Origin of the sequence: Candidatus Pantoea rara (genome assembly GCF_051136265.1) — a bacterium.
Taxonomy (GTDB): domain Bacteria; phylum Pseudomonadota; class Gammaproteobacteria; order Enterobacterales; family Enterobacteriaceae; genus Pantoea; species Pantoea rara.
This window is the reverse complement of the sequence record NZ_CP194942.1, coordinates 1,081,046-1,106,471: the sequence shown is the minus strand read 5'-3', so window position 1 is coordinate 1,106,471 and position 25,426 is coordinate 1,081,046. Positions and strand designations below refer to the sequence as shown.

At 54.9% G+C, this 25,426-nt stretch carries 22 protein-coding genes and 1 pseudogene; 9 read left to right on the top strand and 14 right to left on the bottom strand.

Going from position 1 to position 25,426, the window contains the following annotated elements; all coding sequences use genetic code 11:
* The first annotated feature begins 52 nt into the window (after positions 1-52).
* From ppk1 to mgtE, 5 genes are all read left to right on the top strand, one after another.
* Complete coding sequence (gene ppk1, locus ACR8BF_RS05370; protein ID WP_179895066.1) at positions 53-2,113, top strand: polyphosphate kinase 1; 2,061 nt, start codon at positions 53-55, stop codon at positions 2,111-2,113.
* A 5-nt stretch (positions 2,114-2,118) separates the two neighbouring features.
* A complete protein-coding gene (gene ppx, locus ACR8BF_RS05365; RefSeq protein WP_292991675.1) occupies positions 2,119-3,645 on the top strand; it encodes an exopolyphosphatase in 1,527 nt (508 codons plus the stop codon).
* Between the two features lie 41 nt (positions 3,646-3,686).
* Complete coding sequence (tehB, locus tag ACR8BF_RS05360; RefSeq protein WP_292991672.1) at positions 3,687-4,301, top strand: tellurite resistance methyltransferase TehB; 615 nt, start codon at positions 3,687-3,689, stop codon at positions 4,299-4,301.
* A 101-nt stretch (positions 4,302-4,402) separates the two neighbouring features.
* On the top strand, positions 4,403-4,588 hold the full coding sequence (locus ACR8BF_RS05355; protein ID WP_179895063.1) for a YfgG family protein: 186 nt from the start codon (positions 4,403-4,405) through the stop codon (positions 4,586-4,588).
* Between the two features lie 121 nt (positions 4,589-4,709).
* On the top strand, positions 4,710-6,143 hold the full coding sequence (mgtE, locus tag ACR8BF_RS05350) for a magnesium transporter (protein WP_179895062.1): 1,434 nt from the start codon (positions 4,710-4,712) through the stop codon (positions 6,141-6,143).
* Here the strand turns inward: mgtE and ACR8BF_RS05345 are convergent, their stop codons facing one another.
* Positions 6,144-6,641, bottom strand: coding sequence for a helix-turn-helix transcriptional regulator (locus ACR8BF_RS05345; protein WP_434745663.1), 498 nt, complete (start codon positions 6,639-6,641; stop codon positions 6,144-6,146).
* 20 nt (positions 6,642-6,661) lie between these two features.
* Positions 6,662-6,906: pseudogene (locus ACR8BF_RS05340) on the bottom strand (hypothetical protein).
* 193 nt (positions 6,907-7,099) lie between these two features.
* On the opposite strand from ACR8BF_RS05340, the gene ACR8BF_RS05335 reads away from it, so the two are divergent.
* Positions 7,100-7,279: a DUF2158 domain-containing protein gene (locus ACR8BF_RS05335; protein WP_179895059.1), complete on the top strand. Its 180-nt coding sequence runs from the start codon at positions 7,100-7,102 to the stop codon at positions 7,277-7,279.
* Positions 7,280-7,311: 32 nt separating this feature from the next.
* On the opposite strand, the gene ACR8BF_RS05330 is transcribed toward ACR8BF_RS05335, so the two are convergent.
* The 3 genes from ACR8BF_RS05330 to guaB form a co-directional block, all read right to left on the bottom strand.
* A complete protein-coding gene (locus ACR8BF_RS05330; RefSeq protein ID WP_292991659.1) occupies positions 7,312-8,085 on the bottom strand; it encodes a DUF3750 domain-containing protein in 774 nt (257 codons plus the stop codon).
* Between the two features lie 302 nt (positions 8,086-8,387).
* Complete coding sequence (gene guaA / locus ACR8BF_RS05325) at positions 8,388-9,968, bottom strand: glutamine-hydrolyzing GMP synthase (RefSeq protein WP_136196764.1); 1,581 nt, start codon at positions 9,966-9,968, stop codon at positions 8,388-8,390.
* Between the two features lie 68 nt (positions 9,969-10,036).
* Positions 10,037-11,503 carry an IMP dehydrogenase gene (guaB, locus tag ACR8BF_RS05320; protein WP_179895055.1) on the bottom strand — a complete coding sequence of 489 codons (1,467 nt, stop codon included), beginning with the start codon at positions 11,501-11,503 and terminating at the stop codon, positions 10,037-10,039.
* A gap of 168 nt (positions 11,504-11,671) precedes the next feature.
* On the opposite strand from guaB, the gene xseA reads away from it, so the two are divergent.
* The 3 genes from xseA (at position 11,672) to ACR8BF_RS05305 (ending at position 14,505) form a co-directional block, all read left to right on the top strand.
* The gene (xseA, locus tag ACR8BF_RS05315; RefSeq protein WP_292992994.1) at positions 11,672-13,045 is read left to right on the top strand and encodes an exodeoxyribonuclease VII large subunit; all 1,374 of its coding nucleotides are present in this window, start codon (positions 11,672-11,674) and stop codon (positions 13,043-13,045) included.
* Positions 13,046-13,162: 117 nt separating this feature from the next.
* Positions 13,163-14,176 (top strand): M4 family metallopeptidase, encoded by a 1,014-nt coding sequence (locus tag ACR8BF_RS05310; RefSeq protein ID WP_179895054.1) that lies wholly within the window; start codon positions 13,163-13,165, stop codon positions 14,174-14,176.
* Positions 14,173-14,505, top strand: coding sequence for a protealysin inhibitor emfourin (locus ACR8BF_RS05305; protein WP_179895053.1), 333 nt, complete (start codon positions 14,173-14,175; stop codon positions 14,503-14,505). Before ACR8BF_RS05310 ends, ACR8BF_RS05305 begins: the two co-directional genes overlap by 4 nt.
* 40 nt (positions 14,506-14,545) lie before the next feature.
* On the opposite strand, the gene ACR8BF_RS05300 is transcribed toward ACR8BF_RS05305, so the two are convergent.
* The 9 genes from ACR8BF_RS05300 to pilW all read right to left on the bottom strand — a co-directional run bounded on the left by ACR8BF_RS05300 (position 14,546) and on the right by pilW (position 25,389).
* Complete coding sequence (locus ACR8BF_RS05300; RefSeq protein ID WP_434745662.1) at positions 14,546-16,987, bottom strand: glucose/quinate/shikimate family membrane-bound PQQ-dependent dehydrogenase; 2,442 nt, start codon at positions 16,985-16,987, stop codon at positions 14,546-14,548.
* 312 nt (positions 16,988-17,299) lie between these two features.
* Positions 17,300-17,521 (bottom strand): zinc ribbon domain-containing protein, encoded by a 222-nt coding sequence (locus ACR8BF_RS05295; protein WP_434745661.1) that lies wholly within the window; start codon positions 17,519-17,521, stop codon positions 17,300-17,302.
* Between the two features lie 63 nt (positions 17,522-17,584).
* Positions 17,585-19,075 (bottom strand): ribosome biogenesis GTPase Der, encoded by a 1,491-nt coding sequence (der, locus tag ACR8BF_RS05290; RefSeq protein WP_090958680.1) that lies wholly within the window; start codon positions 19,073-19,075, stop codon positions 17,585-17,587.
* A 174-nt stretch (positions 19,076-19,249) separates the two neighbouring features.
* Positions 19,250-20,431: an outer membrane protein assembly factor BamB gene (bamB, locus tag ACR8BF_RS05285; protein WP_179895049.1), complete on the bottom strand. Its 1,182-nt coding sequence runs from the start codon at positions 20,429-20,431 to the stop codon at positions 19,250-19,252.
* 19 nt (positions 20,432-20,450) lie between these two features.
* Positions 20,451-21,068 carry a YfgM family protein gene (locus tag ACR8BF_RS05280; protein ID WP_136196758.1) on the bottom strand — a complete coding sequence of 206 codons (618 nt, stop codon included), beginning with the start codon at positions 21,066-21,068 and terminating at the stop codon, positions 20,451-20,453.
* Between the two features lie 39 nt (positions 21,069-21,107).
* The gene (hisS, locus tag ACR8BF_RS05275; RefSeq protein WP_314985614.1) at positions 21,108-22,382 is read right to left on the bottom strand and encodes a histidine--tRNA ligase; all 1,275 of its coding nucleotides are present in this window, start codon (positions 22,380-22,382) and stop codon (positions 21,108-21,110) included.
* 105 nt (positions 22,383-22,487) lie between these two features.
* On the bottom strand, positions 22,488-23,609 hold the full coding sequence (ispG, locus tag ACR8BF_RS05270) for a flavodoxin-dependent (E)-4-hydroxy-3-methylbut-2-enyl-diphosphate synthase (protein WP_090958667.1): 1,122 nt from the start codon (positions 23,607-23,609) through the stop codon (positions 22,488-22,490).
* Between the two features lie 39 nt (positions 23,610-23,648).
* Positions 23,649-24,665, bottom strand: a complete 1,017-nt coding sequence (gene rodZ, locus ACR8BF_RS05265) for a cytoskeleton protein RodZ (protein WP_292991634.1) — start codon at positions 24,663-24,665, stop codon at positions 23,649-23,651.
* Complete coding sequence (gene pilW / locus ACR8BF_RS05260) at positions 24,655-25,389, bottom strand: type IV pilus biogenesis/stability protein PilW (protein ID WP_434745660.1); 735 nt, start codon at positions 25,387-25,389, stop codon at positions 24,655-24,657. Before pilW ends, rodZ begins: the two co-directional genes overlap by 11 nt.
* Positions 25,390-25,426 lie beyond the last annotated feature (37 nt).

Below are 25,426 nucleotides of genomic sequence, written 5' to 3'. Positions count from 1 at the left end.
AATGTTGGTGGATACTGGATCTTCAGTCCTGCAACCGCTAAATGGAGTGAGAATGGGTCAGGTAAAGCTTTATATTGAAAAAGAATTAAGCTGGTTATCCTTTAATGAACGGGTTTTGCAGGAAGCAGCAGACAAAAGCAATCCACTGATTGAGCGGATGCGCTTTCTGGGCATCTACTCCAACAATCTCGACGAATTCTATAAAGTGCGTTTCGCCGACCTCAAACGCCGCATTCTGATTGGTGAAGAGCAGGGTTCAGCCAGTACGCCCCGCCATCTCTTTAAGAAAATTCAGCAGCGGGTGATGAAGTCCGATCAGGAGTTTGACGCGCTTTATAACGATCTGCTGCTGGAGATGGCACGCAACCAGATCTTCCTGATCAACGAACGTCAGCTCTCATCCAATCAGCAGGCGTGGCTGCGCCACTACTTCAAGCATGAGCTGCGTCAGCATATTTCGCCGATCCTGATTACCCAGGAAACGGATCTGACCGAATTCCTTAAAGATGACTACACCTATCTGGCGGTAGAGATTATCCGCGGTGACCATATTCAGTATGCACTGCTGGAAATTCCGTCGGATAAAGTGCCGCGTTTCATTAACTTACCGGCAGAGCCACCGCGCCGCCGTAAACCGATGATCCTGCTGGATAACATTCTGCGTTACTGCCTGGATGACATTTTTAAAGGCTTCTACGACTACGACGCACTCAACGCCTATTCCATGAAAATGACGCGTGACGCTGAGTACGATCTGGTCACGGAGATGGAGTCGAGCCTGCTGGAACTGATGTCCTCCAGCCTGAAGCAGCGACTGACGGCGGAACCGGTGCGGTTTGTCTACCAGCGCGACATGCCCGACACGATGGTCTCGCTGCTGTGCCACAAGCTTTCCATCTCTAACCTGGACTCCATCCTGCCAGGCGGCCGCTACCACAACTTCAAAGACTTTATTGGCTTCCCGAACGTTGGCAAAAATAACCTGGTGAACCGCCCGTTGCCGCAGATTCGCCACATCGGCTTTGATGGCTTCCGCAACGGCTTTGATGCCATTCGCGATCGTGACGTGCTGCTCTATTACCCGTACCACACCTTTGAGCATGTGCTGGAACTGCTGCGTCAGGCGTCGTTTGACCCGAGCGTGCTGGCGATCAAAATCAACATCTATCGCGTCGCGAAACACTCCCGCATCATGGATGCGATGATCCATGCCGCCTATAACGGTAAAAAAGTCACGGTGGTGGTGGAGCTGCAGGCGCGCTTCGATGAAGAAGCCAACATCTACTGGGCGAAACGCCTGACCGAAGCGGGCGTGCATGTGATTTTCTCTGCGCCAGGCCTCAAAATTCACGCCAAGCTGTTCCTGATCTCACGCCGCGAAGGTGAAGAGATCGTGCGCTATGCGCATATCGGTACCGGCAACTTTAACGAGAAAACCGCGCGGCTCTATACCGATTACTCGTTGCTGACTGCGGATGCGCGCATTACCAATGAAGTGCGCCGGGTGTTCAACTTTATTGAGAATCCTTACCGGCCTGTGACGTTCGATCACCTGATGGTCTCGCCACAGAACTCGCGCCGGATGCTGTATGAACTGATCGACACCGAAATTGCTAATGCCCAGCAGAATAAGCCCTGCGGCATTACTCTGAAAATCAACAATCTGGTGGACAAAGGTCTGGTTGATCGGCTTTATACAGCCTCCAGCGTAGGGGTGAAGGTCAATCTTCTGGTACGTGGAATGTGCTCATTAATCCCTGACTTGCCCGGGATCAGTGAAAATATTCGTGTCATCAGTATTGTTGACCGTTATCTGGAACACGATCGCGTCTATATTTTTGAGAATGGCGGCGAGAAAAAGGTGTTCCTCTCCTCCGCTGACTGGATGACACGTAACATTGATTACCGCATTGAAGTGGCCGTGGCGATTCTCGATCCCCACATCCGGCAGCGCATACTCGACATTATTGCTATTCAGTTGAGTGATACGGTGAAAGCACGCATCGTCGATAAAGAGTTGAGTAACCATTACGTCCAGCGCGGCAATCGTCGTAAAGTGCGCTCGCAGCTGGCCATCTATGATTACATCAAGAAACTGGAACAACCTGAATAAATCCTATGCCAATTTCTCATAAAAGTACGCCAAAACCCCAGGAGTTTGCGGCGATTGACCTGGGCTCGAACAGTTTCCATATGGTGATTGCGCGGGTTGTCGATGGTGCGATGCAGGTACTGGGCCGCCTTAAACAGCGCGTCCATCTGGCTGATGGGCTGGATGCTCAACACAACCTCAGTGAGGAAGCGATGGAGCGGGGCCTGGCCTGTCTGGCCCTGTTCGCCGAGCGTCTGCAGGGATTCAGTCCCAGCAACGTGACGATTGTTGGCACCCATACGCTGCGCGAGGCGATAAACGCCGAAACTTTCCTGCAGCGTGCTGCTGAGGTGATTCCCTATCCTATCGAAGTGATTTCAGGCCATGAAGAGGCCCGTCTGATCTTTATGGGCGTTGAACACACGCAGCCGGAAAAAGGCCGCAAGCTGGTAATCGACATCGGCGGCGGCTCCACCGAAATGGTGATTGGTGAAGATTTTGAACCTCAACTGGTTGAGAGCCGGCGGATGGGCTGTGTCAGTTTCGCCCAGCTCTATTTCCCGAAAGGTGAAATCAGCCGTGAAAACTTCCGTCGTGCCCGCTTAGCCGCCGCGCAGAAGCTGGAAACGCTGGCGTGGCAATATCGTCTGCATGGCTGGCAATATGCGCTGGGCGCGTCCGGTACCATCAAAGCCGCCTGTGAAGTGCTGCAGGCGATGGATGAGAAAGAGAAGCTGATAACGCCTGAGCGCCTTGAAAAGCTCTATGACGAAGTGATGAAACATAAATCCTTCTCTGCACTGAGCCTGCCGGGCCTGTCAGAAGAGCGCAAAGGTGTGTTTGTACCCGGGCTGGCTATTCTCTGTGGCGTTTTCGATGCGCTGGCGATTCGCGAACTGCGCCTCTCTGACGGTGCGCTGCGTGAAGGTGTGCTGTATGAGATGGAGGGCCGCTTTCGCCATCAGGATATTCGCAGCCGGACGGCGCAAAGCCTGGCTAACCATTACGCCATCGACAGCGATCAGGCGCGACGCGTGCTGGAAACCACCGAGCAGCTCTATCTGCAGTGGAGCGAGCAGAATCCTAAACTCGCGAATCCGCAGCTGGCTGCACTGCTGAAATGGGCAGCGATGCTGCACGAAGTGGGCCTGACCATCAATCACAGCGGTCTGCAACGCCATTCAGCCTATATTCTGCAAAATACCAACCTGCCGGGCTTCAATCAGGATCAGCAGATGCTGCTGGCGGCGCTGGTCAGATTCCATCGTAAAGCGGTGAAGCTGGATGAGTTGCCGCGCGTCACGCTGTTTAAGAAAAAACAGTTTGTACCGCTGATTTTCCTGCTGCGCCTGGGCACCCTGCTGAATAATCAGCGCCAGGCTACCACGCGTCCGGAGGCATTAACCCTGAAATGCGATGATGGTCACTGGACGCTGATTTTCCCGGCGGGCTACTTTGCGCAGAACAACCTGGTCCAGCTCGATCTTGAACGTGAACAGGTTTACTGGAACGATGTCACGGGATGGAAGCTGATCCTCGAAGAAGAAGTCTGACAACCTGGGCGCCTGGCGCCCTTTTAACTGAATTGATGAAAATGACACAACCAACCGCACCACGTTCAGGTGAAAACTATTTTGCCGAAACCTATGGTTTAACGCCGCCCCACTCCGAAGTGGTTGCGGCTCTGCCCCAGCTCAACGTCGGCAAGGCACTTGACCTTGGCTGTGGCGTGGGACGCAATACGCTGTATCTGAATCAGCACGGTTTCGACGTCACGGCATGGGATCATAATCCGCAAAGCCTGGCGCGCCTGCAGGAGATTATTGCGCAGGAAAACCTCAGCGGAATTCACACCGAGCAGCGCGATCTGAACAATACGCGCTTCAATGGCGGCTTTAACTTTGTGCTGTCGACCGTGGTGATGATGTTTCTGCAACCGCAGACCATTCCGCAGCTGATTGCCGACATGCAGGCCTGCACGGTCAGGGAGGGTTTCAACCTGATTGTGGCGGCGATGAACACGGACGATATGCCCTGCCCGGCTGATTTCTCTTTTGCTTTTAAGTCGGGCGAGCTCAGCCATTATTACCGCAACTGGCACATCGTGAAGTACAACGAGCACCCCGGTCAGTTGCACCGTAAAGATGAAAATGGCAACCGCATCACCTGCCGCTTTGCGACGTTACTGGCGCAAAAAGCGAGTTACTGATTTTTATCTGCTGTTTTTTTCAACAGCGATTGATTTCATCAGGCGACTGTGACTAAATATTGCCGTCGCCCCCGATGGGCTCATTACAGGAACCACCCCGCGTGAACAGCGCTATATCTCCCCGAAGACGTCAAAAAACCGGCACCATGACCCGCATTGTGTTGCTGATCAGTTTTATCATTCTTTTTAGTCGCCTGATTTTTATCCTGCCTGCTGCCTTCGAGCATCATCAGCAACAGAAAGCGATTTCTGAACCGGTTGCCGTAACATCAGGCGATACGCGTTAGCAAATACTGTCTTTTCGCCTGAAACATAAACGTTATCCAGATAACTGGACTCTTTTTTGCATCTCTTTTTCAGGCGAAACGCTACACTTCGTGCTGGTGCTTTCAGACTAAGGGATCCAATGTGTCTGTCTCTCATTCTCAACGTTTAAGTGAAATACGTCATCGCATTCTGACGCTGCTGCTCAACGAGCACGATCTGGTTGATTCCCTGCTGGAAAAGTCCGGCGATCTCAATCCTGAACAGCAACGTGAAAATGCGGCCCAGCGTGACGCGCTGGAGCAGGATATTCAGCAGCTTCATGCCGCTGACCTCGCCGATATTCTCGAAGCCCTGCCCGAAGAGGAGCGTCAGGCGCTGTGGCGGCTGGTGCCGAACGAGCGGCGCGGTCATGTGCTGGTTGAAGCTTCCGAAACGGTCTGGGCCAGCCTCACCGAAGAGATGAGCGACCGCGATATTCTGCGTGCTATCCAGCCGCTGGATATTGATGACCAGGTCTGGCTGGCGCAGTATCTGCCACGTGACCTGACCGGACGCCTGCTGGCGACCGTGGAGCCGGGTCTGCGCGCCCGTATGCTCGATATGGTGCAGCTTGACCGTGATCGCGTAGGCCGGGTGATGGATTTCAATATCCTGACAGTGCGCGACGATGTCACGCTGGCAACGGTGCAGCGTTTTCTCCGTAAGCGAAAAAGCATGCCAGGCGGTACCGATAAACTCTTTATCACCAATAAAGACAACCAGCTGCTGGGCGAGCTGCTGCTGACGGATATCCTGCTTAACAAACCTAAAACGCTGGTGAGCGACGTCATGAACGCACGCCCTACCACCTTCCAGCTCAACGACAAGGCCGAGGACGCCGCGAGCGCCTTTGAGCGTTATAACCTGATTTCTGCCGCCGTCACTGACGCGAAGGGTAAACTGATTGGCCGCGTGACCATTGAAGACATCGTCGACCTCGTCAATGCTGAAAACGAAAGTAACATTCGTAAAATGGGTGGTATCAGTCAGGAAGAGGATGTGTTTGCGCCGGTGCGTAAATCCGTGCGTAAACGCTGGGCCTGGCTGGCTATTAATCTCTGTACCGCTTTTATCGCCTCACGGGTCATCGGGCTGTTTGAGGGAACCATTTCGCAAATTGTGGCGCTTGCCACCCTGATGCCGATCGTCGCGGGTATCGGTGGTAATACCGGTAATCAGACCATCACCATGATTGTGCGGGCCTTGGCCTTACATCAGGTTGAACCCGGTAACTTCTCGTTTCTGATTGTTCGTGAACTGGGCGTGGCGCTGATTAACGGCCTGTTCTGGGGCGGCATCATGGGCGGCGTTACCTGGCTGATGTATGACAATATGGCGCTGGGCGGCGTCATGATGCTGGCCATGGCGCTGAACCTCCTGCTGGCCGCATTGATGGGCGTACTGGTGCCGCTGGTGATGACCAAAATGAATCGCGATCCCGCCGTTGGCTCCAGCGTATTGATCACCGCGCTGACCGATACCGGCGGCTTCTTTATCTTCCTGGGACTGGCGACGATCTTCCTGTTGCCACACTGATCAGGCGTGAAGGCCGTAACGTTGCAGCGACCCGTTAAGATTGCGCTGGCGCGTCACCTGTGCCAGCTCACGGGTCGCCGCAGGCAGCGTATAGTTGCCGCGCCGGCTCAGCCACTCCAGCACATCCGCTAAGTGCCAGATGGCGGTTTTACCATCATGCACCGGCAGCGGAAACGGCGGGCGGTGGCTGAGCATCAGCTTACGCATATTCTGACGCGTCATGCCGATGATCTCTGCCACATCCGTCAATCCAACAAAATCAGGTGCCGCTTCCACCAGCGCGGCGCCCGGTATTGCGCGCAGCACATTCTGTTCCGCCTGCATCAAAACATCCGTTGCAGAGTCAGACTCCCGGGTAAACTCCAGTGCAATGCGCCCAGGCATACCCAGACCAATCAGTGCATCATCACAGCCTGCTGCTGCCAGTATTTCCAGCAACTCATCCACCGGCGCATGCCCTTCCGGCAGGCTAAACCGCAGTGTAAAACAATATTCCATATGCCTCTCCTTGTGCTGCATCAGGACTTCAGATAGTGACAGTGCTCAACCACGCGTCGCAGCGCCTGGGCATGCTGATGTGCATTTTTCGGTGTGCTCCAGATGCAGGTCAGACAAAACTCCCCACATCGGCATATCAATAGATTTTTCGGACAATACATTTTTCCCCAGCGTGATGGCCTCCCACGACGACCAGCCAGCCTTGGGATTCGGCGTAACGTAGCGCCGTTTCGACCGCTTTATTAGGATGCCGCTTCCTTGCCATGTGTGTCCCTATCCTGACGCCGAAATAATGAGTTGTCAACTGACAACCTGATGAATATTTCTTAATGCGGCTCAGCATGCGCAGACTTTTTCTCGCAGTAAATTGGTCAGGGTATAAACTGGAAAACGTTACGCAAAAAATGATCATCGCCAGCATCAATCTGGCAGCAGCAACAGCAAACAACGGAGATAATATGTTTAAAGCAGAGGATTTTGTTCAGTCGAAAACCGGCGGACCTAAAATGCAGGTGCTGCGCGTCGAAGGCGAGACCCTGTGGTGCGCACGCGTTGATGATGCGGCGAAGAAAGAGATCGAAGTGAAGGCAGAGAGCGTCAATCTCTATCATGAAGAGGGTGACTTTGGCGTGTGCTGAGTCGAAACGGCCCCGCTAGCGGGGCCAGAGGGTCAGGGCTTATCCTTCTGAAGGTTGTCATTGCCCAGGCCACCGATAAACGGCAGACGCAGCCCGAACGGCGCAAAGTCGAGTCCCATGTTCAGACCCAGCAGGTTCACTTCAAATCCCTCCTCCGCGCCCAGCGTGACACCCGCCACACCCAGAATCGACACCTGCACACCGCGGCCGGATGGTGGCAGTCCGATTGGCCGCCAAAGTGGCCGGTAATCCTTGCCCAGCGCGTTAGCGGGCAGATCCAGTTTTAAAGCCGGCACTTCGCGGCCAATATGTGCCAGAAAAGTGTTGCTGTTCGGTCCGGGCCAGGCGCGATAGGTTGTCGGCCACGGATAGGATTTAATGGCGGCCTCTATCTGCGGGATCATCGCTTCCGCTTCCGGTCCGCGATGCTCCACCAGCAGCCGGGGTTTTGCGCCATACCAGTAACCGTCTGGCAGATTCGTGTTGCGGCGGACCTTATCGCCGCTGCCCCAGCTAATCACTTCATAGCGCGTGTAGCGCGTTTCGCCAGCACGTTTGAAGATGATCCACGGATGCACCGCCACCCGCCCTTTCCAGCCATAGGTCGGCGCGGCATAGACCTGCACAATGGCCAGGTTGTATAACGCGCGCGGATCGGGCGCTATCCCGGACGAATCGCGTCGGGCGGTCGCCCAGCCGCCTGGCTGTGCGGTTTCGCCGTGACGCGTTGCCTGCGCGATGCTGGCACCCAGCGACAGCAGCAGTACGGCAACAAAAAACAGGCTGAACACTTTGAGTGAGAGCATGACAACATTCCTGGTGACGTAAAAATCATAAAACGCCTTAGTGGCAGGCGGTTTCAGTAAGTGGCGGCTTTGGAATACGGATTATCGAAGCGGCGGATAAAAGCAGGACACAAAGGAAGGTAAGTGCAGGCTTCTACTGCAGGGAGAATAGCGTAATTTCTAGTAAAGTGAACAGAAAACCGCCAGCAATGGGTGTGGATGTGGTGAAAGGTTAAAACAGGGAGCGGTGCGCAGTTGAAGCCATAAAAAGCCCGCTCGAATGCGGGCTTTTTAACGTCAGGATTTAATCGGCGCGAACCGGTTTATTCCCACTCAATGGTCGCCGGTGGCTTACCGCTGATGTCATACACCACGCGGGAAATGCCGTCGACTTCATTGATGATACGGTTAGAGACGCGGCCGAGGAAATCATACGGCAGGTGCGCCCAGTGTGCGGTCATGAAGTCGATGGTTTCCACCGCACGTAGCGAGACAACCCAGTCATATTTACGGCCATCACCCATCACACCAACCGAACGAACCGGCAGGAAGACAGTGAACGCCTGGCTGACTTTGTTGTAGAGATCCGCTTTGTGCAGTTCTTCGATGAAGATGGCATCGGCACGACGCAGCAGGTCGCAATACTCTTTCTTCACTTCGCCCAGCACACGCACGCCCAGACCCGGACCCGGGAACGGATGGCGATAGAGCATGTCGTACGGCAGACCCAGCTCCAGACCAATCTTACGCACTTCATCTTTGAACAGCTCACGCAGCGGCTCAACCAGGCCCATCTTCATCTCTTTCGGCAGGCCGCCGACGTTGTGATGCGATTTGATGACGTGCGCCTTACCGGTTGCAGAGGCCGCGGACTCAATGACATCCGGATAGATGGTGCCCTGCGCCAGCCATTTAACGTCCTGCAGCTTCAGCGCTTCTTCGTCGAAGACTTCCACAAAGACGCGACCGATAATTTTACGTTTCGCTTCCGGCTCATTCTCACCTGCCAGCGCGTCGAGGAAGCGCGCTTCGCCTTCAACGTGAATAATGTTGAGGCCGAAGTGGTCGCCAAACATATCCATAACCTGTTGTGCTTCGTTCAGGCGCAGCAGGCCGTTATCCACGAACACGCAGGTCAGACGGTCGCCAATGGCGCGATGCAGCAGCATTGCCGTCACGGAGGAGTCCACACCGCCAGACAGGCCCAGGATTACTTTGTCGTTACCGACCTGCACACGCAGGCGTTCAACTGCATCTTCAATGATTTTAGCTGGCGTCCACAGGGCTTCACATTCACAGATGTCGATAACGAAGCGCTCAAGCATCCGCAGGCCCTGGCGGGTATGGGTCACTTCCGGGTGAAACTGCACGCCGTAGAAACGCTTCTCTTCGTTGGCCATGATGGCAAACGGACAGGTTTCTGTGCTGGCAACGGTCACGAAGTCAGCCGGAATCGCCGTGACTTTGTCGCCGTGGCTCATCCAGACATCCAGCAGCGGTTTACCGGCGGCGCTGATCGCATCTTCGATATCGCGAACCAGCGCGCTTGGCGTGGTGACCTCGACCTGCGCATAACCGAACTCGCGCTCGTTTGAGCCAGCAACGGTGCCGCCCAGCTGCATCGCCATGGTCTGCATACCGTAGCAGACACCCAGCACCGGCACGCCAGCGTTGAAGACATATTCAGGTGCACGCGGGCTGTTCAGTTCGGTGGTACTTTCCGGGCCACCTGAAAGGATGATGCCGCTTGGGTTGAACTGGCGAATCTGCTCTTCGGTGACATCCCATGCCCAGAGTTCACAGTAAACGCCGAGTTCGCGCACGCGACGTGCAACCAGCTGAGTATATTGTGAGCCGAAATCGAGAATCAGAATGCGATGCTTATGGATATTTTCCGTCGTCATTGAGGGGTTTCCAGAACGGTGACTTGATCAATAAAAGCGCCCGGCTTGAGCCGGGCGGGAAATCGGGATTATGAACCCATGCGGTAGTTCGGTGACTCTTTGGTTATGGTCACATCATGCACGTGGCTCTCATTAATGCCTGCGCCGCTGATGCGGACAAATTCCGCTTTGGTGCGCAGGTCGTCAATGGTCGGGCAACCGGTCAGGCCCATGCAAGAGCGCAATCCACCCATCTGCTGATGCACGATCTCTTTCAGACGGCCTTTATAGGCCACGCGACCTTCGATTCCTTCCGGTACCAGTTTGTCAGCGGCATTATCGGTCTGGAAGTAACGGTCAGAAGAGCCTTTTGACATCGCGCCCAGTGAACCCATACCGCGATAAGATTTGAATGAACGGCCCTGATAGAGTTCGATTTCGCCCGGTGACTCTTCGGTCCCCGCCAGCATCGAACCGACCATGACACAGGACGCACCAGCGGCGATCGCTTTGGCGATGTCACCGGAGAAGCGGATACCACCATCAGCAATCACAGGAATACCGGTGCCTTCGAGCGCAGTCACGGCATCAGAGACGGCAGTGATCTGCGGAACGCCCACGCCAGTAACAATACGGGTTGTACAGATAGAGCCAGGGCCGATACCGACTTTAACAGCGCTGACGCCTGCCGCGACCAGCGCCAGAGCGCCTGCACCGGTAGCGACGTTGCCGCCGACAATTTCCAGGTCCGGGTATTTAGCACGCGTTTCACGGATACGTGACAGCACGCCTTCAGAGTGGCCGTGTGAAGAGTCAATCAGCAGCACGTCAACGCCTGCTGCGACCAGCGCATCAATACGCTCTTCGTTACCGGCACCGGCTCCCACCGCCGCGCCAACACGCAGACGACCCTGCGCATCTTTACAGGCGTTAGGTTTACGTTCGGCTTTCTGGAAGTCTTTAACAGTGATCATGCCCAGCAGATGGAAGCTGTCATCCACGACCAGCGCTTTCTCAACACGCTTTTCGTGCATTTTATGCAGCACGACGTCGCGCGCTTCGCCTTCTTTCACCGTCACCAGACGATCTTTCGGGGTCATTACCGCAGAAACGGGCTGAGAAAGGTCAGTCACAAAGCGCACGTCACGACCGGTGATGATCCCCACCAGTTCGTTATCGCGGTTCACGACCGGGTAGCCTGCAAAGCCGTTGCGCTCGGTCAGCACTTTAACGTCAGCCAGTGGCGTAGTAGGAAGAACGGTTTGTGGTTCAGTGACCACGCCGCTCTCATGTTTCTTCACCTTACGCACTTCGTCCGCCTGGCGTTCAATCGACATGTTTTTATGGATGAAGCCAAGGCCGCCTTCCTGTGCCAGCGCAATCGCCAGACCCGATTCGGTCACGGTGTCCATGGCAGCGGAGAGCATAGGAATGTTTAAACGGATATTTTTGGTCAGCTGAGTGCTGAGATCGGCCGTATTAGGCAGGACGGTGGAGTGTGCAGGGACGAGCAGAACGTCGTCAAAAGTGAGTGCTTCTTTAGCGATTCTTAACATGGCAATACTCCACCTCGGGTGATTGAGAATAGATAAAATATTGCCGCGGCATTATACAGGCCGTAATCGATTGCCTCCAGCATTATTTAAGAAAAACTCTTGATCCACACCGGCAGCAATGTAGTATCGATGAATTAACCTGCTGATTTGGAATTTGATCTTCGTCACATGTCGCTGCCACCCATCGCCAATATTTTTACCGTCAGCCGTCTCAATACAACAGTGCGTCAGCTGCTGGAGAAAGAGATGGGCCTTGTCTGGATCAGCGCCGAGATTTCCAACTTCACCCAACCAGCATCCGGTCACTGGTACTTCACGCTGAAAGATGATGGCGCTCAGGTTCGCTGTGCCATGTTCCGCAACAGCAATCGTCGCGTCACCTTCCGGCCACAGCATGGTCAGCAGGTGCTGGTTCGCGCCAACATCACGCTCTATGAACCCCGCGGTGACTATCAGCTGATTGCCGAAAGTATGCATCCGGCGGGTGAAGGCTTGCTACAGCAGCAGTTTGAACTACTGAAGGCAAAGCTGGCGACTGAAGGATTGTTCGATCCGCAGCATAAGCAACCCCTGCCGGAACCGGCGCGTCAGGTTGGTGTAATCACCTCTTCCACCGGCGCAGCGCTGCACGATGTGTTACGCGTGCTGCATCGCCGCGATCCCTCCCTGCCCGTCATAATCTATCCGACTGTGGTTCAGGGCGTTGATGCGCCAGCGGCGATTGTCCGCGCAATTGAAATCGCTAACCTGCGCAATGAGTGCGACGTGTTAATTGTCGGGCGCGGCGGCGGTTCGCTGGAAGATTTATGGAGCTTTAACGACGAACGCGTGGCGCGCGCTATTTTTGCCAGCCGCATTCCCATCGTCAGCGCCGTGGGGCATGAAACCGATGTCACCATTGCTGACTTCGTTGCCGATTTACGTGCGCCTACCCCTTCCGCCGCCGCTGAGATTATCAGCCGTAACCAGCTTGAGCTGCTGCGTCAGTTGCAGTCGCAGCAACAGCGGCTGGAGATGGCGATGGATTACTACCTGGCGCGCCAGCAGCGGCTTTATACCCGCCTTGAGCATCGCCTGCAGCAGCAGCATCCTCAACTGCGGCTGGCCCGTCAGCAGACCGCCTTGTTCCGCCTGCAACAGCGTCTGGGTGAAGCGATGGAAACCCGCCTGCGCCTGGCGACGCGTCAGCAGGATCGCCTGGCGCATCGGCTCACTGCTCAACAGCCGCAGCAGCGTCTGTTTGAGGCGCAAAAACAGCTGCAAAGCTGGCACTACCGCCTTCAGCAGAGCATGACCAGACAACTGAACAGCAACAAACAGGACTTTGGTCAACGGGTGGCGCAGCTGGAAGGCGTCAGCCCGCTGGCGACGCTGGCGCGTGGTTTTAGCGTAACCACTGACACCGCCGGACAGGTCGTGAAGAAAACCGCACAGCTCCAGAGCGGCGATTTGCTTCGCACGCGTCTTGATGATGGCTGGGTTGAAAGCCAGGTGACACAGCTGTTGCCTGAGAAAAAGCGCCGCCGCAAAACGGCTTCCTGACGCCAGCTATGCCCGTTAGCTCACATTTTTCCACTTACCGATGGCCTCAATGACCAGGTCTATCCCGCCTCACGGGTCTATACTTTTTGGCACATCCCTGATGCCAAGGAGTTTCAGATGCCTTACTGCGTTATTCCTCCCTATATCCTTCGCAAAATCATCGCGCACGGTTCCGGCCACCAGCAGGAGCAGGCGCGCCGTACCCTGACTCACGTTCAGCACCTCATGGCGGAACACTGGCAAAAGCCGACCGGCGTTAAAACGGCGGCGGGCGGTCATGTGGATCGTGAAATTTATGATGCCCAGAGTCAGGAAACTCTGCCAGGCAAGCTGATTCGTCAGGAGGGTCAGCCCGGTAATGATGATGTCGCGGCTGAAGAAGCCTGGGACTACCTGGGTGTGACCTATGACTTCTTCTGGCAGGCTTATCAGCGTAACTCGCTGGATAATCAGGGGCTGAAACTGCTGGGTACCGTGCACTATGGTGAAAAATACCAGAACGCTTTCTGGAACGGTCAGCAGATGGTATTTGGTGATGGTGACGGCGAAATATTTAATCGCTTCACCATTGCGATTGACGTTGTGGCGCATGAACTGGCGCATGGCGTCACAGAAAATGAAGCCGGGTTAATTTACTTTGAACAGGCTGGCGCGCTGAATGAGTCGCTGTCTGACGTCTTCGGCTCGCTGGTGAAACAGTTCAGTAAAAAACAGCGCGCCGATGAGGCGGACTGGCTTATCGGTGAAGGCCTGCTGGCGAAAGGCATTAACGGACGTGGTCTGCGATCGATGTCTGAACCTGGCACCGCCTACGATGACCCGATGCTGGGCAAAGATCCGCAACCGGCACATATGGATCACTACGTGAAGACCCGTGAAGATAACGGTGGCGTTCATATTAACTCCGGCATTCCTAACCGGGCCTTTTATCTGGCGGCCAAAGCGCTGGGTGGTTATGCCTGGGAACAGGCGGGGTATGCCTGGTACGACACCGTGTGTGACGACGAACTGCCACAGGATGCAGACTTTAAGACCTTTGCCCGCTTCACCGTACAGCATGGTAAAAAACGGTTCAACGAGTCGGTCAGCAGTGCTATTGAACAGGCGTGGAAGGAGGTTGGCGTGCTATGAGTGACCTGCCCGAACTCACCGATGATGCCACCATCATCGTCGCACGTGAAGGCGGCATGGCCTTTATCCCGGGGCTACGCGCCGAACGTCGCTTTATGCTGGGCGAGTTGCCGGCGACAGAAAAACAGCGTGTCTGCCATGCGCTGGAGCAGGCAATGCCGCTGGGCGAACCCGAGGATAAAGCCGCGCAGGTGGGCAGTGGCGATCAACGTTATTTCCGTATCCAGATTCAATATGCCACCCGCCGTGAGGTGGGCACCATTGTGCTGCTGATTCCGGAACAGGTTGCGCCGCCCGAGTTGAAGGCGCTATGGCGCGACGGCAAATAAAAAAAGGGCCGACAATGTCGGCCCTTTTCCTTATACGTTGTTACTTGCTGTCTGGCAGCGCGTAAGCAATCACGTAATCACCGCGGTCCGGTGACTGACGTGCGCCACCTGCAGAGATGAGAATGTACTGCTTACCATCTTTCGGTGAGACGTAGCTCATCGGCCCCCCCTGACTGCCAACGGGCAGACGTGCTTTCCACACTTCTTTACCGGTTGAAGAGTCAAAGGCGCGCAGGTAGTAATCCTGTGTACCGGCGATGAACACCAGGCCACCCTGCGTTGCCAGCGTACCCCCCAGCGTTGGCATACCAATTGGCATTTTCATGCGCATCTTGATGCCGAACGGACCGGTATCCTGCACAGTACCGACCGGCACCTGCCAGACGATTTTCTGCGTTTTCAGGTCAATCGCCGACAGCGTACCAAATGGCGGTTTCTGACAAGGAATGCCCAGCGGAGACATAAAGCGGTTTTTATTCACTGCATAGGGCGTGCCTTTCAGCGGAACGGCACCCATACCGGTGTTGATCGCTTCACCGCCATTGCTACCACGCGCCGTTTTACTGGTATCCGCCGGGATCATCTGAACCCACAGGCCCAGACGCATGTCATTAACGAACAACAGGTGGTTGTTCGGATCGATGGACATGCTGCCCCAGTTCATACCGCCCAGCGAACCCGGGAAGCTCAGAGACTTATCTGTGTCCGGCACGGTGAACAGGCCGTCATAGCGCATCGATTTAAAACCAATGCGGCAGGCCAGTTGATCAAATGGCGTTGCACCCCACATGTCAGACTCTTTCAGCGTCTGGTTGCCAATCTGCGGCATACCGGTAGAGTGTGGCTGTGTTTTGGTGTACTGCTCGTTCGGAATATGCCCCTGCGGCATCGGCAGTTCTTCGACTTTGGTCAGCGGCTTGCCGGTCATACGGTCAAGCACGAAGATCATGCCAGTTTTGCCGCCAATCACGACCGCTGGTGTGGTACTGCCATCTTTTTGCGGGAAGTCGATCAGGCCTGGCTGCATCGGCAGGTCAAAGTCCCACAGATCGTTATGCACGGTCTGATAGACCCATTTCTCTTTACCGGTGGTGGCATCCAGCGCCAGCACGGATGCGCCATATTTGTGATCCAGTTCGGTACGGTTCGCACCCCACAGGTCAACTGACGAACTGCCCATCGGAATGAACACGGTGTTCATTGACGGGTCGTAAGACATCGGTGCCCAGGAGTTCGGTGTACTGCGGGTATAATCTTTACCCGGCATCAGAATCGCATTCGGGTCAACATTGCCTGGGTCAAACGCCCAGCGCATCTTACCGGTAATAACGTCGAAGCCACGCAAAACACCACCCGGCATATCCGTCTGCACGTTATCCGCGACACGGCCACCCACCACGACCGTAGTACCGGCCAGCGTTGGCGCGGAAGTCAGCTGATATTGCGGATCCGGTGCCTGCCCCATGCCTGCTTTGAGATCAACAATGCCATGATCGCCAAAGTTTTCACAAAACTCACCGTTATCGGCGTTGATCGCAATCAGACGCGCATCGATGGTGTTCATCAGAATACGACGCTGACAGTTGTCACCGGCTGGCAGTACAGCCGCAGTCACCGGAACCGATCCCGGCTTATCCGGCTGTTGCAGTGGTTTGGTTGCGTCGAAGTAAGCCAGACCACGGCAGCGCGGCCAGACTTCGGCTTTGGCATTAATTTCGCGTTTCCAGATCTGCTTACCACTGTTGGCTTCAACGGCGATAACGTTGTTGTGCGGCGTACAGAGATAAAGGGTGTTGCCAATCTGCAATGGCGTCTGCTGATCTTCTGCACCGTTACCCGTCGGGCTGACAGGCGTATCACCAGTGCGGAAGGTCCAGGCGACCTGCAGATCTTTCACGTTATCGCGGGTGATTTGGTCCAGCGCCACAAAGCGACTGCCTTGCGGAGTGTTACCGTAGTTATCCCAGTTTTTCTGCTGTTTCGCTTTATCTACCGGGATTAATGGCAGTTCTGAGCCGGTGGCTGCAACGGTAGGATGTGGCTGGAACATCTGCACCAGCGTAAAGACCATCCCTGCCGCCAGCAGCGCAGAGAAGACGTATGAAGGTTTTGCCAGTGAGTGCTTACCTTCGTGCTTACGCAGTGAAGGCCAGATCAGGAAAGCCAGCACCATCAGTCCGGCTGGCACCATCAGGCGTGAAACCAGTGGCCAGAACTCCAGACCCGCATCAAACAGCGACCAGATTAGGGTGCCGATAAAGACCAGCAGGAACAGGACCACTGCCGATGATTTGCGACGGAAGAACTGAATAGCGGCGAGGACAGTCACGATACCCGCAATTAAAAAGTACCAACTGCCGCCCAGGGCAACCAGTTTACCGCCGCCGATTGCAAAAAACAGACCGGTGGCAAGCAGCACCAGTCCGAGCAGCACGGATGCTATTCCCAGCCCCTTTCCGGAACGGGAGGATGTTTCAGCCATAACTCTTACTCTCCTGAATAAACAGAGCGCCCGGACAGGTGCCATCCGGACTCCGGCGCGATAACAGGTGCGCGCAGAGCATCGCTCGGTTTCAAATCGAATATAAACAAGCCCGCGTCCGTGAGAATCTACAGGCCGGAAGAGCATAGATGTGGCTGACCCCTCCCACGACGCGGCAGGATTGTACCACCTGGTACGTTACAGAGTGAACATATCCAACCGATTTGTTACGGCGCAATAGCATTTTTGCTACAAAAAGAGTCAGGCGTCGCCAGTGATTCTCAGGCAGATCGAGCGTAGCTGAAAGCGGAATTAGAGACCTGGCGGCTGGAAAAGGATGCGCTTGCGAGAGATCAGGCCGTGTCCGTTCCGGCAAAAATAGTCCACTGCACCGCAGGCTTTTAACACCTCAAGCGGCTGGTGACATTCAGGACAGCAGGGTTGCGCGGGGTAATGCGCACCACAGGCACAGCAGATAAATTCATCGGCACTGAGCGTCAGCGGTTGCTGACATTTTTCACACATCACATTCATGATTCTCTCCCTGCCCTGATGAGTTCAGAGCAAAAAAAAGAGGGCCAGATGGCCCTCATTTTCTTAACGCTTATTCTTTTTCATATGCGCAAGCAGACGCTTACGTTTACGCTGCTGCGTTGGCGTCAGCAGGTTACGTTTGCCTTCATAAGGGTTATCACCCTCTTTGAACTGAATGCGGATTGGCGTTCCCATTACGTTGAGTGATTTACGGAAATAGTTCATCAGGTAGCGTTTGTAAGAATCGGGCAGATCCTTAACCTGATTACCGTGGATCACCACAATCGGCGGGTTATAACCACCGGCATGCGCGTATTTAAGTTTAACGCGACGACTGCGCACCAGCGGTGGCTGGTGATCGTCTGCGGCCATGTTCATGATGCGGGTCAGCAGCGAAGTGTTTACGCGCTTCGTCGAACAGTCATAGGCTTCAGTGATTGATTCAAACAGGTTACCGACGCCGCTGCCGTGCAGCGCAGAAATAAAGTGGATGCGGGCGAAATCGATAAAGCCCAGACGGTAGTCCAGCGTCTCTTTCACTTCATCACGCACTTCCTGCGACAGGCCATCCCACTTGTTAACCACAATCACCAGCGAACGACCACTGTTGAGAATGAAGCCAAGCAGCGAGAGATCCTGATCGGAAATACCGGCGTGAGCATCAATCACCAGCATCACCACGTTGGCATCTTCAATCGCCTGCAGTGTCTTGATTACTGAGAATTTCTCAACGGTGTCAGAGATTTTGGCACGCTTACGCACACCGGCGGTGTCGATCAGAACGTATTCACGTCCATCACGCTCCATCGGGATGTAGATGCTGTCGCGGGTGGTGCCCGGCATATCGTAGACCACCACGCGGTCTTCACCGAGAATGCGGTTAGTAAGCGTTGACTTACCTACGTTAGGACGGCCAACGATCGCCAGTTTGATTGGCAAGCCTGTCGGGTCGAAGTTTTCTTCTTCCTCTGCAGCTTCCTGCTCAGCAATCTCGTCAGCTTCAAGCGCAGCCCAGTAAGCCTGGTTCTCTTCTTCTTCAGTGAGCTCGACCGCCTCAACTTTGTCCATCCACGGTAGCAGTGCCTCTTCTATCAGGCTGCTCACGCCACGACCATGCGATGCCGCAATGGCGTGGATTTCACCCAGCCCCAGTGAATAGAAGTCGACAACCGCCTGATCCGGATCCATCCCGTCAGTTTTATTTGCCACCAGGAAGGTCGCTTTCTGACGGGAACGCAGATGCTTAGCGATTTGCAGATCGGCGGCCATCAGGCCTGCACGAGCATCGACCATAAACAGCACAACGTCGGCTTCTTCAATCGCCAGCAGTGACTGCTCGGCCATCCGCGTTTCGACACCCTCTTCGGAGCCGTCGATACCACCGGTATCAATAACAATAAATTCGCGCCCTTCCACTTCGGCGCGACCATATTTGCGATCGCGAGTCAGTCCAGGAAAATCCGCTACCAGCGCATCACGTGTGCGTGTTAAACGGTTGAATAGCGTAGATTTTCCCACATTGGGACGCCCAACCAGCGCGACCACAGGTACCATAACAAAATGCCTCAATAAATAATTAATCGCCCGAATGGCGTGATTATAACGGCTCTGGCCGTTAAGTTCAGGCTTAAGGCGCAAAGAATACCATGCCTGACTAAAAACGAAACGGCCCCTGATTAAATCAGGAGCCGTCGGAACGGAGGATTGCACCTGCCAGACGTTTACCCGTTAACGGGTAATCGCATAAACCTCACCATCTTTCGACTGGATCAGCAGCTTATCGCTGGCGACCACCGGCTCGGTCTGGAAGCCTGAGCTATCCAGTTCCTGCTGGGCGACAAAACGACCATCAGTGGTGTTCAGCCAGTGCAGGTAACCTTCGCTGTCGCCGACCACCAGGTAGCCGTTGTAGAGTACCGGTGAAGTCAGGTTACGATGCAGCAGATCACTTTGACGCCAGATAGCAACACCACCGTCAGCGTTCAGGGCAATGACACGATCGTCCTGATCGACCAGATAGATTCGGCCGGCATCAACAATCAGATCTTTGACACCGCCGATTTCGCGTTTCCACAAAATCTGGCCGGAACGCAGATCCAGTGCGGTCAGATTGCCGTTATATGCCAGCGCGTAAACTACGCCGTTGACGATAACCGGGGTAGTATCAACATCGTTAAGACGATCAATCTCTGTTGCACCACTAACCTGAGATATACGCTGCTGCCAGATCAGTTGACCCTGATTTAGCACCACAGCGCTGACACGACCATTGTCACCACCGACAATTGCGCCGCCAAAGGCTACAGCCGGAGCAGATTCACCGCGCAGAGACAACGCTGGCATATCCAGGTTGACGCTCCACTTCACGGCACCGCTGCTCTGATCCAGTCCCTGCAACATACCGTTGCTGGTATGTACCAGCACCAGACCATCGCTGATCACCGGACGCGACAGTGCTTCACCGGCCACTTTGGTCTGCCAGACCAGGCTACCATCACTGCTGTTAAGGGCATAAACCTGGCCGCGTTCGCTGCCAACATAAACCCGATCGCCATCAGCGGTCAGGCCACCCGATAACATGGCTGAGCGATTTTTCGAGAAGAAGCCGGTTTTCTCAGAGAGATCGGCTTTCCATTTTTCTTTACCGTCTGCGGCATCCAGTGCTTTGACGATACCAAAGCGGTCGGCGGCGTAAACCGTATTGTCCTGCCAGGCAGGATGCAGATTTGAGTAGAAATCACCGACACCATCGCCTACCGAGGTGTTCCACACTTTCTGTGGCGTGAACTGATTTTCCACCTTCGGCAACGGGGCCATTTTTACTACATCTTCTTCGCCGCTAAACAGCGAACAACCGCTGAGCAAAGTGACTGAAATCAGTCCCGGCAGCAGGTATTTACGTAATTCCATGCGCTCTCTCTTGACTGGCTTAGCTTAAGTTATTCATCTTCATCTGCATCATTTGCTTCAATGCCGGAGAGGCGTCAGATTCAACCCCTTTACTCCAGGCATCGCGCGCGCCCTGCTTGTCGCCTTTGGTCAGCAGCGCTTCGCCGCGAATATCGGCCACAATGGCTGTCCAGCCATCACCCTTCACACCGTCAAGGGTTTTAAGCGCCGCATCGGCTTGATTCTGTTGCAGTTGAATGCGGGCCAGGCGCAGGTTGATGACCGCCTGCAGATTGGCATCTTTGGTATCTTTCAATCCGTTTTGCAGCAACGTCGCAGCCTTATCCAGTTGACCGGCGTCAACATACTGCTTCGCCAGATCCATCGCTGCCAGCGCACCGTAGGTATTGCTGTTTTCACTGGCAAAACGGTTTACCGCTTCCAGCGTTTCCGGTTTGCCTGCCTGCATGGCGCTGGTCAGTTGCTGATACTGCGCAGACACTGACTTCGCCGTATCGTCCTGATGACTGCTCCAGTAACGCCAGCCACCCAGCGCAGCAATGCCGATCACTACGCCAATGGCTAACGCTTTGCCATTGTTGGCAAAAAAGTTGCGCAGCGCGTCGGTCTGCTCGTTCTCATTGCTATACACTTCCACGCAATCCCTCTCCTTTCTATGGTTGGTGCTGTGTCACGCTTACTGTAACAGCGTACGCAATACAGCAGCAGCCTCTGCCTGATCCAGCGTTTGCTGCTCGCCACGGCGCAGATCTTTAATCACGACCTGCCCGGCTTTGACTTCATCCTCGCCTAACACCAGGGCGACACGAGCGCCCCATTTGTCAGCACGGGCAAATTGCTTCTTGAAGTTACCGCCGCCAAAGTTGGTCATCAGCCTCAGTTCTGGCGCTTCGTCACGCAATTTCTCAGCCAGCTGCATAGCGGCGGACTGCACGCCCTGACCTGAAGCGATAACATAGACATCCACATTGCTCGTCGGTTCAAATTCAGGATTAACCGCCTGAACCAGCAGCACCAGACGCTCCATGCCCATAGCAAAGCCAACGGCCGGTGTTGAACGACCACCGAGCTGCTCGACCAGACCATCATAGCGACCACCACCGCAGACTGTGCCCTGTGAACCCAGGCTATCGGTGACCCACTCAATCACGGTGCGATTGTAGTAATCCAGACCGCGCACCAGACGCTGATTGACGGTGTAGCTGATCCCGGCATCATCCAGCAGGGCACACAGGCCGCTGAAATGTTCGCGTGATTCGTCATCCAGATAGTCACCAAGCTGTGGCGCATCATTCAGCAGTTGCTGAACATCGGGATTTTTACTGTCGAGAACGCGCATCGGATTGCTGTACATGCGGCGTTTGCAATCCTCATCCAGCACGTCTTTGTGCTGTTCAAGGAAGGCCACCAGCGCGTCGCGATAGCGAGCACGGGCTTCCAGCGAACCGATAGAGTTAAGTTCCAGACGAACGTGCCCGGAGATACCCAGGGCTTTCCACCAGCGGGCATTCAGCATAATCAGCTCAGCATCGATGTCCGGTCCCTGAAGACCAAACACTTCCACGCCAATCTGATAGAACTGACGATAGCGGCCTTTCTGCGGACGCTCATAGCGGAACATCGGTCCCATGTACCACAGGCGCTGTTCCTGGTTGTAGAGTAACCCGTGTTCGATACCGGCTCGCACGCAGCCAGCCGTGCCTTCCGGACGCAGCGTCAGGCTTTCACCGTTGCGATCCTCGAAGGTATACATCTCTTTTTCAACCACGTCGGTGACTTCACCAATGGCGCGTTTAAACAGTGGGGTTTGCTCTACCAGCGGTAAGCGAATTTCGCTGTAACCGTAGCTCGCCAGCGTCTGCTTGAGAACGCCTTCAATCCGTTGCCAGAGGGCAGTATCGGCAGGCAGGTAGTCGTTCATCCCGCGAATCGCCTGAATATTCTTCGCCACGTTAAAATCTCTTAATGCAAAAAAACCTGTCCGGCATCATACCTTATGAGGATGAAACCGCACAGGTTCAGTCAAAAAAGTCACGCACGCAGACCGCGTACGCCATTATTTTTCCAGATGCTGCACATCAATACGGCGACTGGCATCCAGCATCGACGCTTTCGCACGAATGCGCGCTTCCAGCTGATCGATCATGTCATTGTTATCGAGACGATCGCGCTGACGCACACCATCCTCGTAGAAACCACTCTTCTTGCTGCCGCCAGTTACGCCCAGCGTAGAGAGTGTCGCTTCACCCGGTCCGTTGACCACACAGCCGATAATGGAGACATCCATCGGGGTGATCAGGTCTTCCAGACGCTGTTCCAGCGCGTTGACCGTGCCGATCACGTCAAACTCCTGACGTGAGCAGGTTGGACAGGCGATGAAGTTAATTCCACGAGAGCGAATGCGCAGTGATTTCAGGATATCGAAACCGACTTTAACTTCTTCAACCGGATCGGCCGCCAGCGAAATACGCAGCGTATCGCCGATCCCTTCGGACAGTAGCAGCCCCAGACCAATTGCAGATTTCACTGCGCCTGCGCGCGCGCCGCCCGCTTCGGTGATACCGAGATGCAGGGGCTGTTCGATCTGTTTCGCCAGCAGGCGATAAGATTCAACGGCGAGGAAGACGTCAGAGGCTTTTACGCTGACTTTGAATTGATCGAAGTTAAGGCGGTCGAGATGATCAACATGGCGCATGGCAGATTCCAGCAACGCCTGAGGCGTCGGCTCGCCATACTTTTCCTGTAGATCTTTTTCAAGGGAACCCGCGTTCACGCCAATTCGAATGGGAATATTGTTGTCGCGTGCGCAGTCGACCACCATGCGGATGCGCTCATTGTTTCCGATATTACCAGGATTGATGCGCAGACAGTCGACGCCATACTCGGCGACTTTCAGGGCGATGCGGTAGTCAAAATGAATATCTGCAACCAGCGGTACGTTCACCTGCTGTTTGATCAGTCTGAATGCTTCTGCGGCATCCATGGTAGGCACCGAGATGCGCACGATGTCGACACCGACTCGCTCAAGGGCTCTGATCTGATTTACCGTCGCTTCCACGTCAGTGGTGCGGGTGTTGGTCATCGACTGAACAGCGATGGGTGCGCCGTCACCGACCGGCACCTTGCCGACGTAAATGCGTTTGGATTTACGGCGGATAATGGGTGCTTCGTTATGCATATTTTTCTTCTCCACAATTGCCCGGTACGCGATACGCTGTTATTGCGCACCCAACGTCAGGCGAGCAACCTGGTTATTACGGATAAAACGACTTAAATCAACGGGCTGATTCTGATATTGCACCTGAACAGCGGAAGGCGCGCCAATTTTCAGACGATACGGAGGCGTTCCTGCGAGGCTGAGTTTACCACCACTGCGCTGAATGCCGCTGAACAGTTTTTTGCCGGTAGCATCGCTCACTTCCAGCCAGCAGTCGGCGTTGAAAGTCATGACCACCGCGTTAGGATCAGCCGCCGGTTCACTGACGGCGGCGGCACCCACTGGCATCGGTGATGCCGGGCTGGTACTGGAATGCGTGGCTGCAGGTGCAGCCGCTGAATTCTCCACTGGCGCCTGGCTCGGCGACACCACGGTATTGCTGGTAGCATCCGGCTGTGAAGGGGTTGCATTATTGGTGGCGCTGGCGGCCGGAGCCGCACTCGCTGGCGCAGTGGTCGCGCTATTATTGCTGGTCGTGGTATTGCTTTCGTCAGGCGCGGCAGGTGCCGCGCTGTCACCGCTGGACTCACCCAGCGGAATCGACTGTCCGTTATCACTGCCGCTACTGCTCTGATCGGTCATCGGTACCAGATCATCCTGCGACGCTTTGTGATTCTGCCACCACCAGGCGCCAGTCAGGCCCACCACCACAAACACCACCAGCCAGGTGAAAATCATCAACCAGCCGTCACGTTTTTTGCGGCGTTTGCCCAGAGAGAAACTTTGCATCGGCTCGATCTTTGAAGAACGAATCGGGGTCTGTTTCGCCATCATCGGCAGCAGTTCCTCTTCAGGAATGTGCACCAGTCGCGCATAAGAGCGAATATATCCGCGCAGGAACGTGGTCGCTAAATCGGCGGGCGATTTGTCTTCCTCGATATCACGCACGGTAGAGAGTTTCAGACACAGGCGTTCAGCGACGTTCTGCTGCGTCAGCCCCATCTGCTCACGGGCCAGTCGCAGGCGTTCACCTGTTGATTGTAATGCAGAGTTTTCTTGAGTGGCTTCAGTATTCATTAGCTAAATAACGCTGGTACTGTATCGATTGCGGAAAACGTCGCGCTAACCGGTCGCCATAACGTGAAACGTCAGCGGCATTTCCCTGTAGCGCGGCGAAACGTAAGTGTAACGCCAGACTTAGTGCCGTTTCGGGCAGCTGTTGCTGATAAACGTCGAGCAAAACCTGCACCTTCGCCAGATGGTTATCTGCCAGATGCTTTTCAGCTTCAGACAGCAGCGAGTCAGCTTTGCGCCTGTCAGCTTCAATAGCCTGACGTAACGTCCTGCGGGCAGCAGCAACATCGCCAGCCTGCAGATAACAAAATCCAGCCAGTTCAAGTGCGTCATTGCGTGCATCAAACTGCGGCGCTGCACCTGCCCGACTAAACTGTTGATGCGCTTCGCCATACTGCCTTAAAGCGCAGAGAAACGCACCGTAATTGTTAGCAACAAAACCATTATCCGGGGCCTGTTGCTGTGCCAGTATAAACCGTGCCTGCGCCGCTGTCTGATTACCCTGCTTTTGGGCCAGCCGTGCCAGTGCAAGCGAGACCCGGTAATCGTCTGGCACGGCAGCCTGCGCGCGTAGAAAGTTCCGCTCAGCCGCGGCATAGTCGCCACCTGCCAGATAGTGCATCCCTAACTGCAGACGCACCTCTTCTGCGCCAGGTTTGTATGGCTGACTGACACACCCGCTTACAACAAACAGCGCCAGTAAAACTGCAGGTAATCCGTTACGCATAATCGTTTCCATCCGGTTGACATTGACAGGCTGCAAG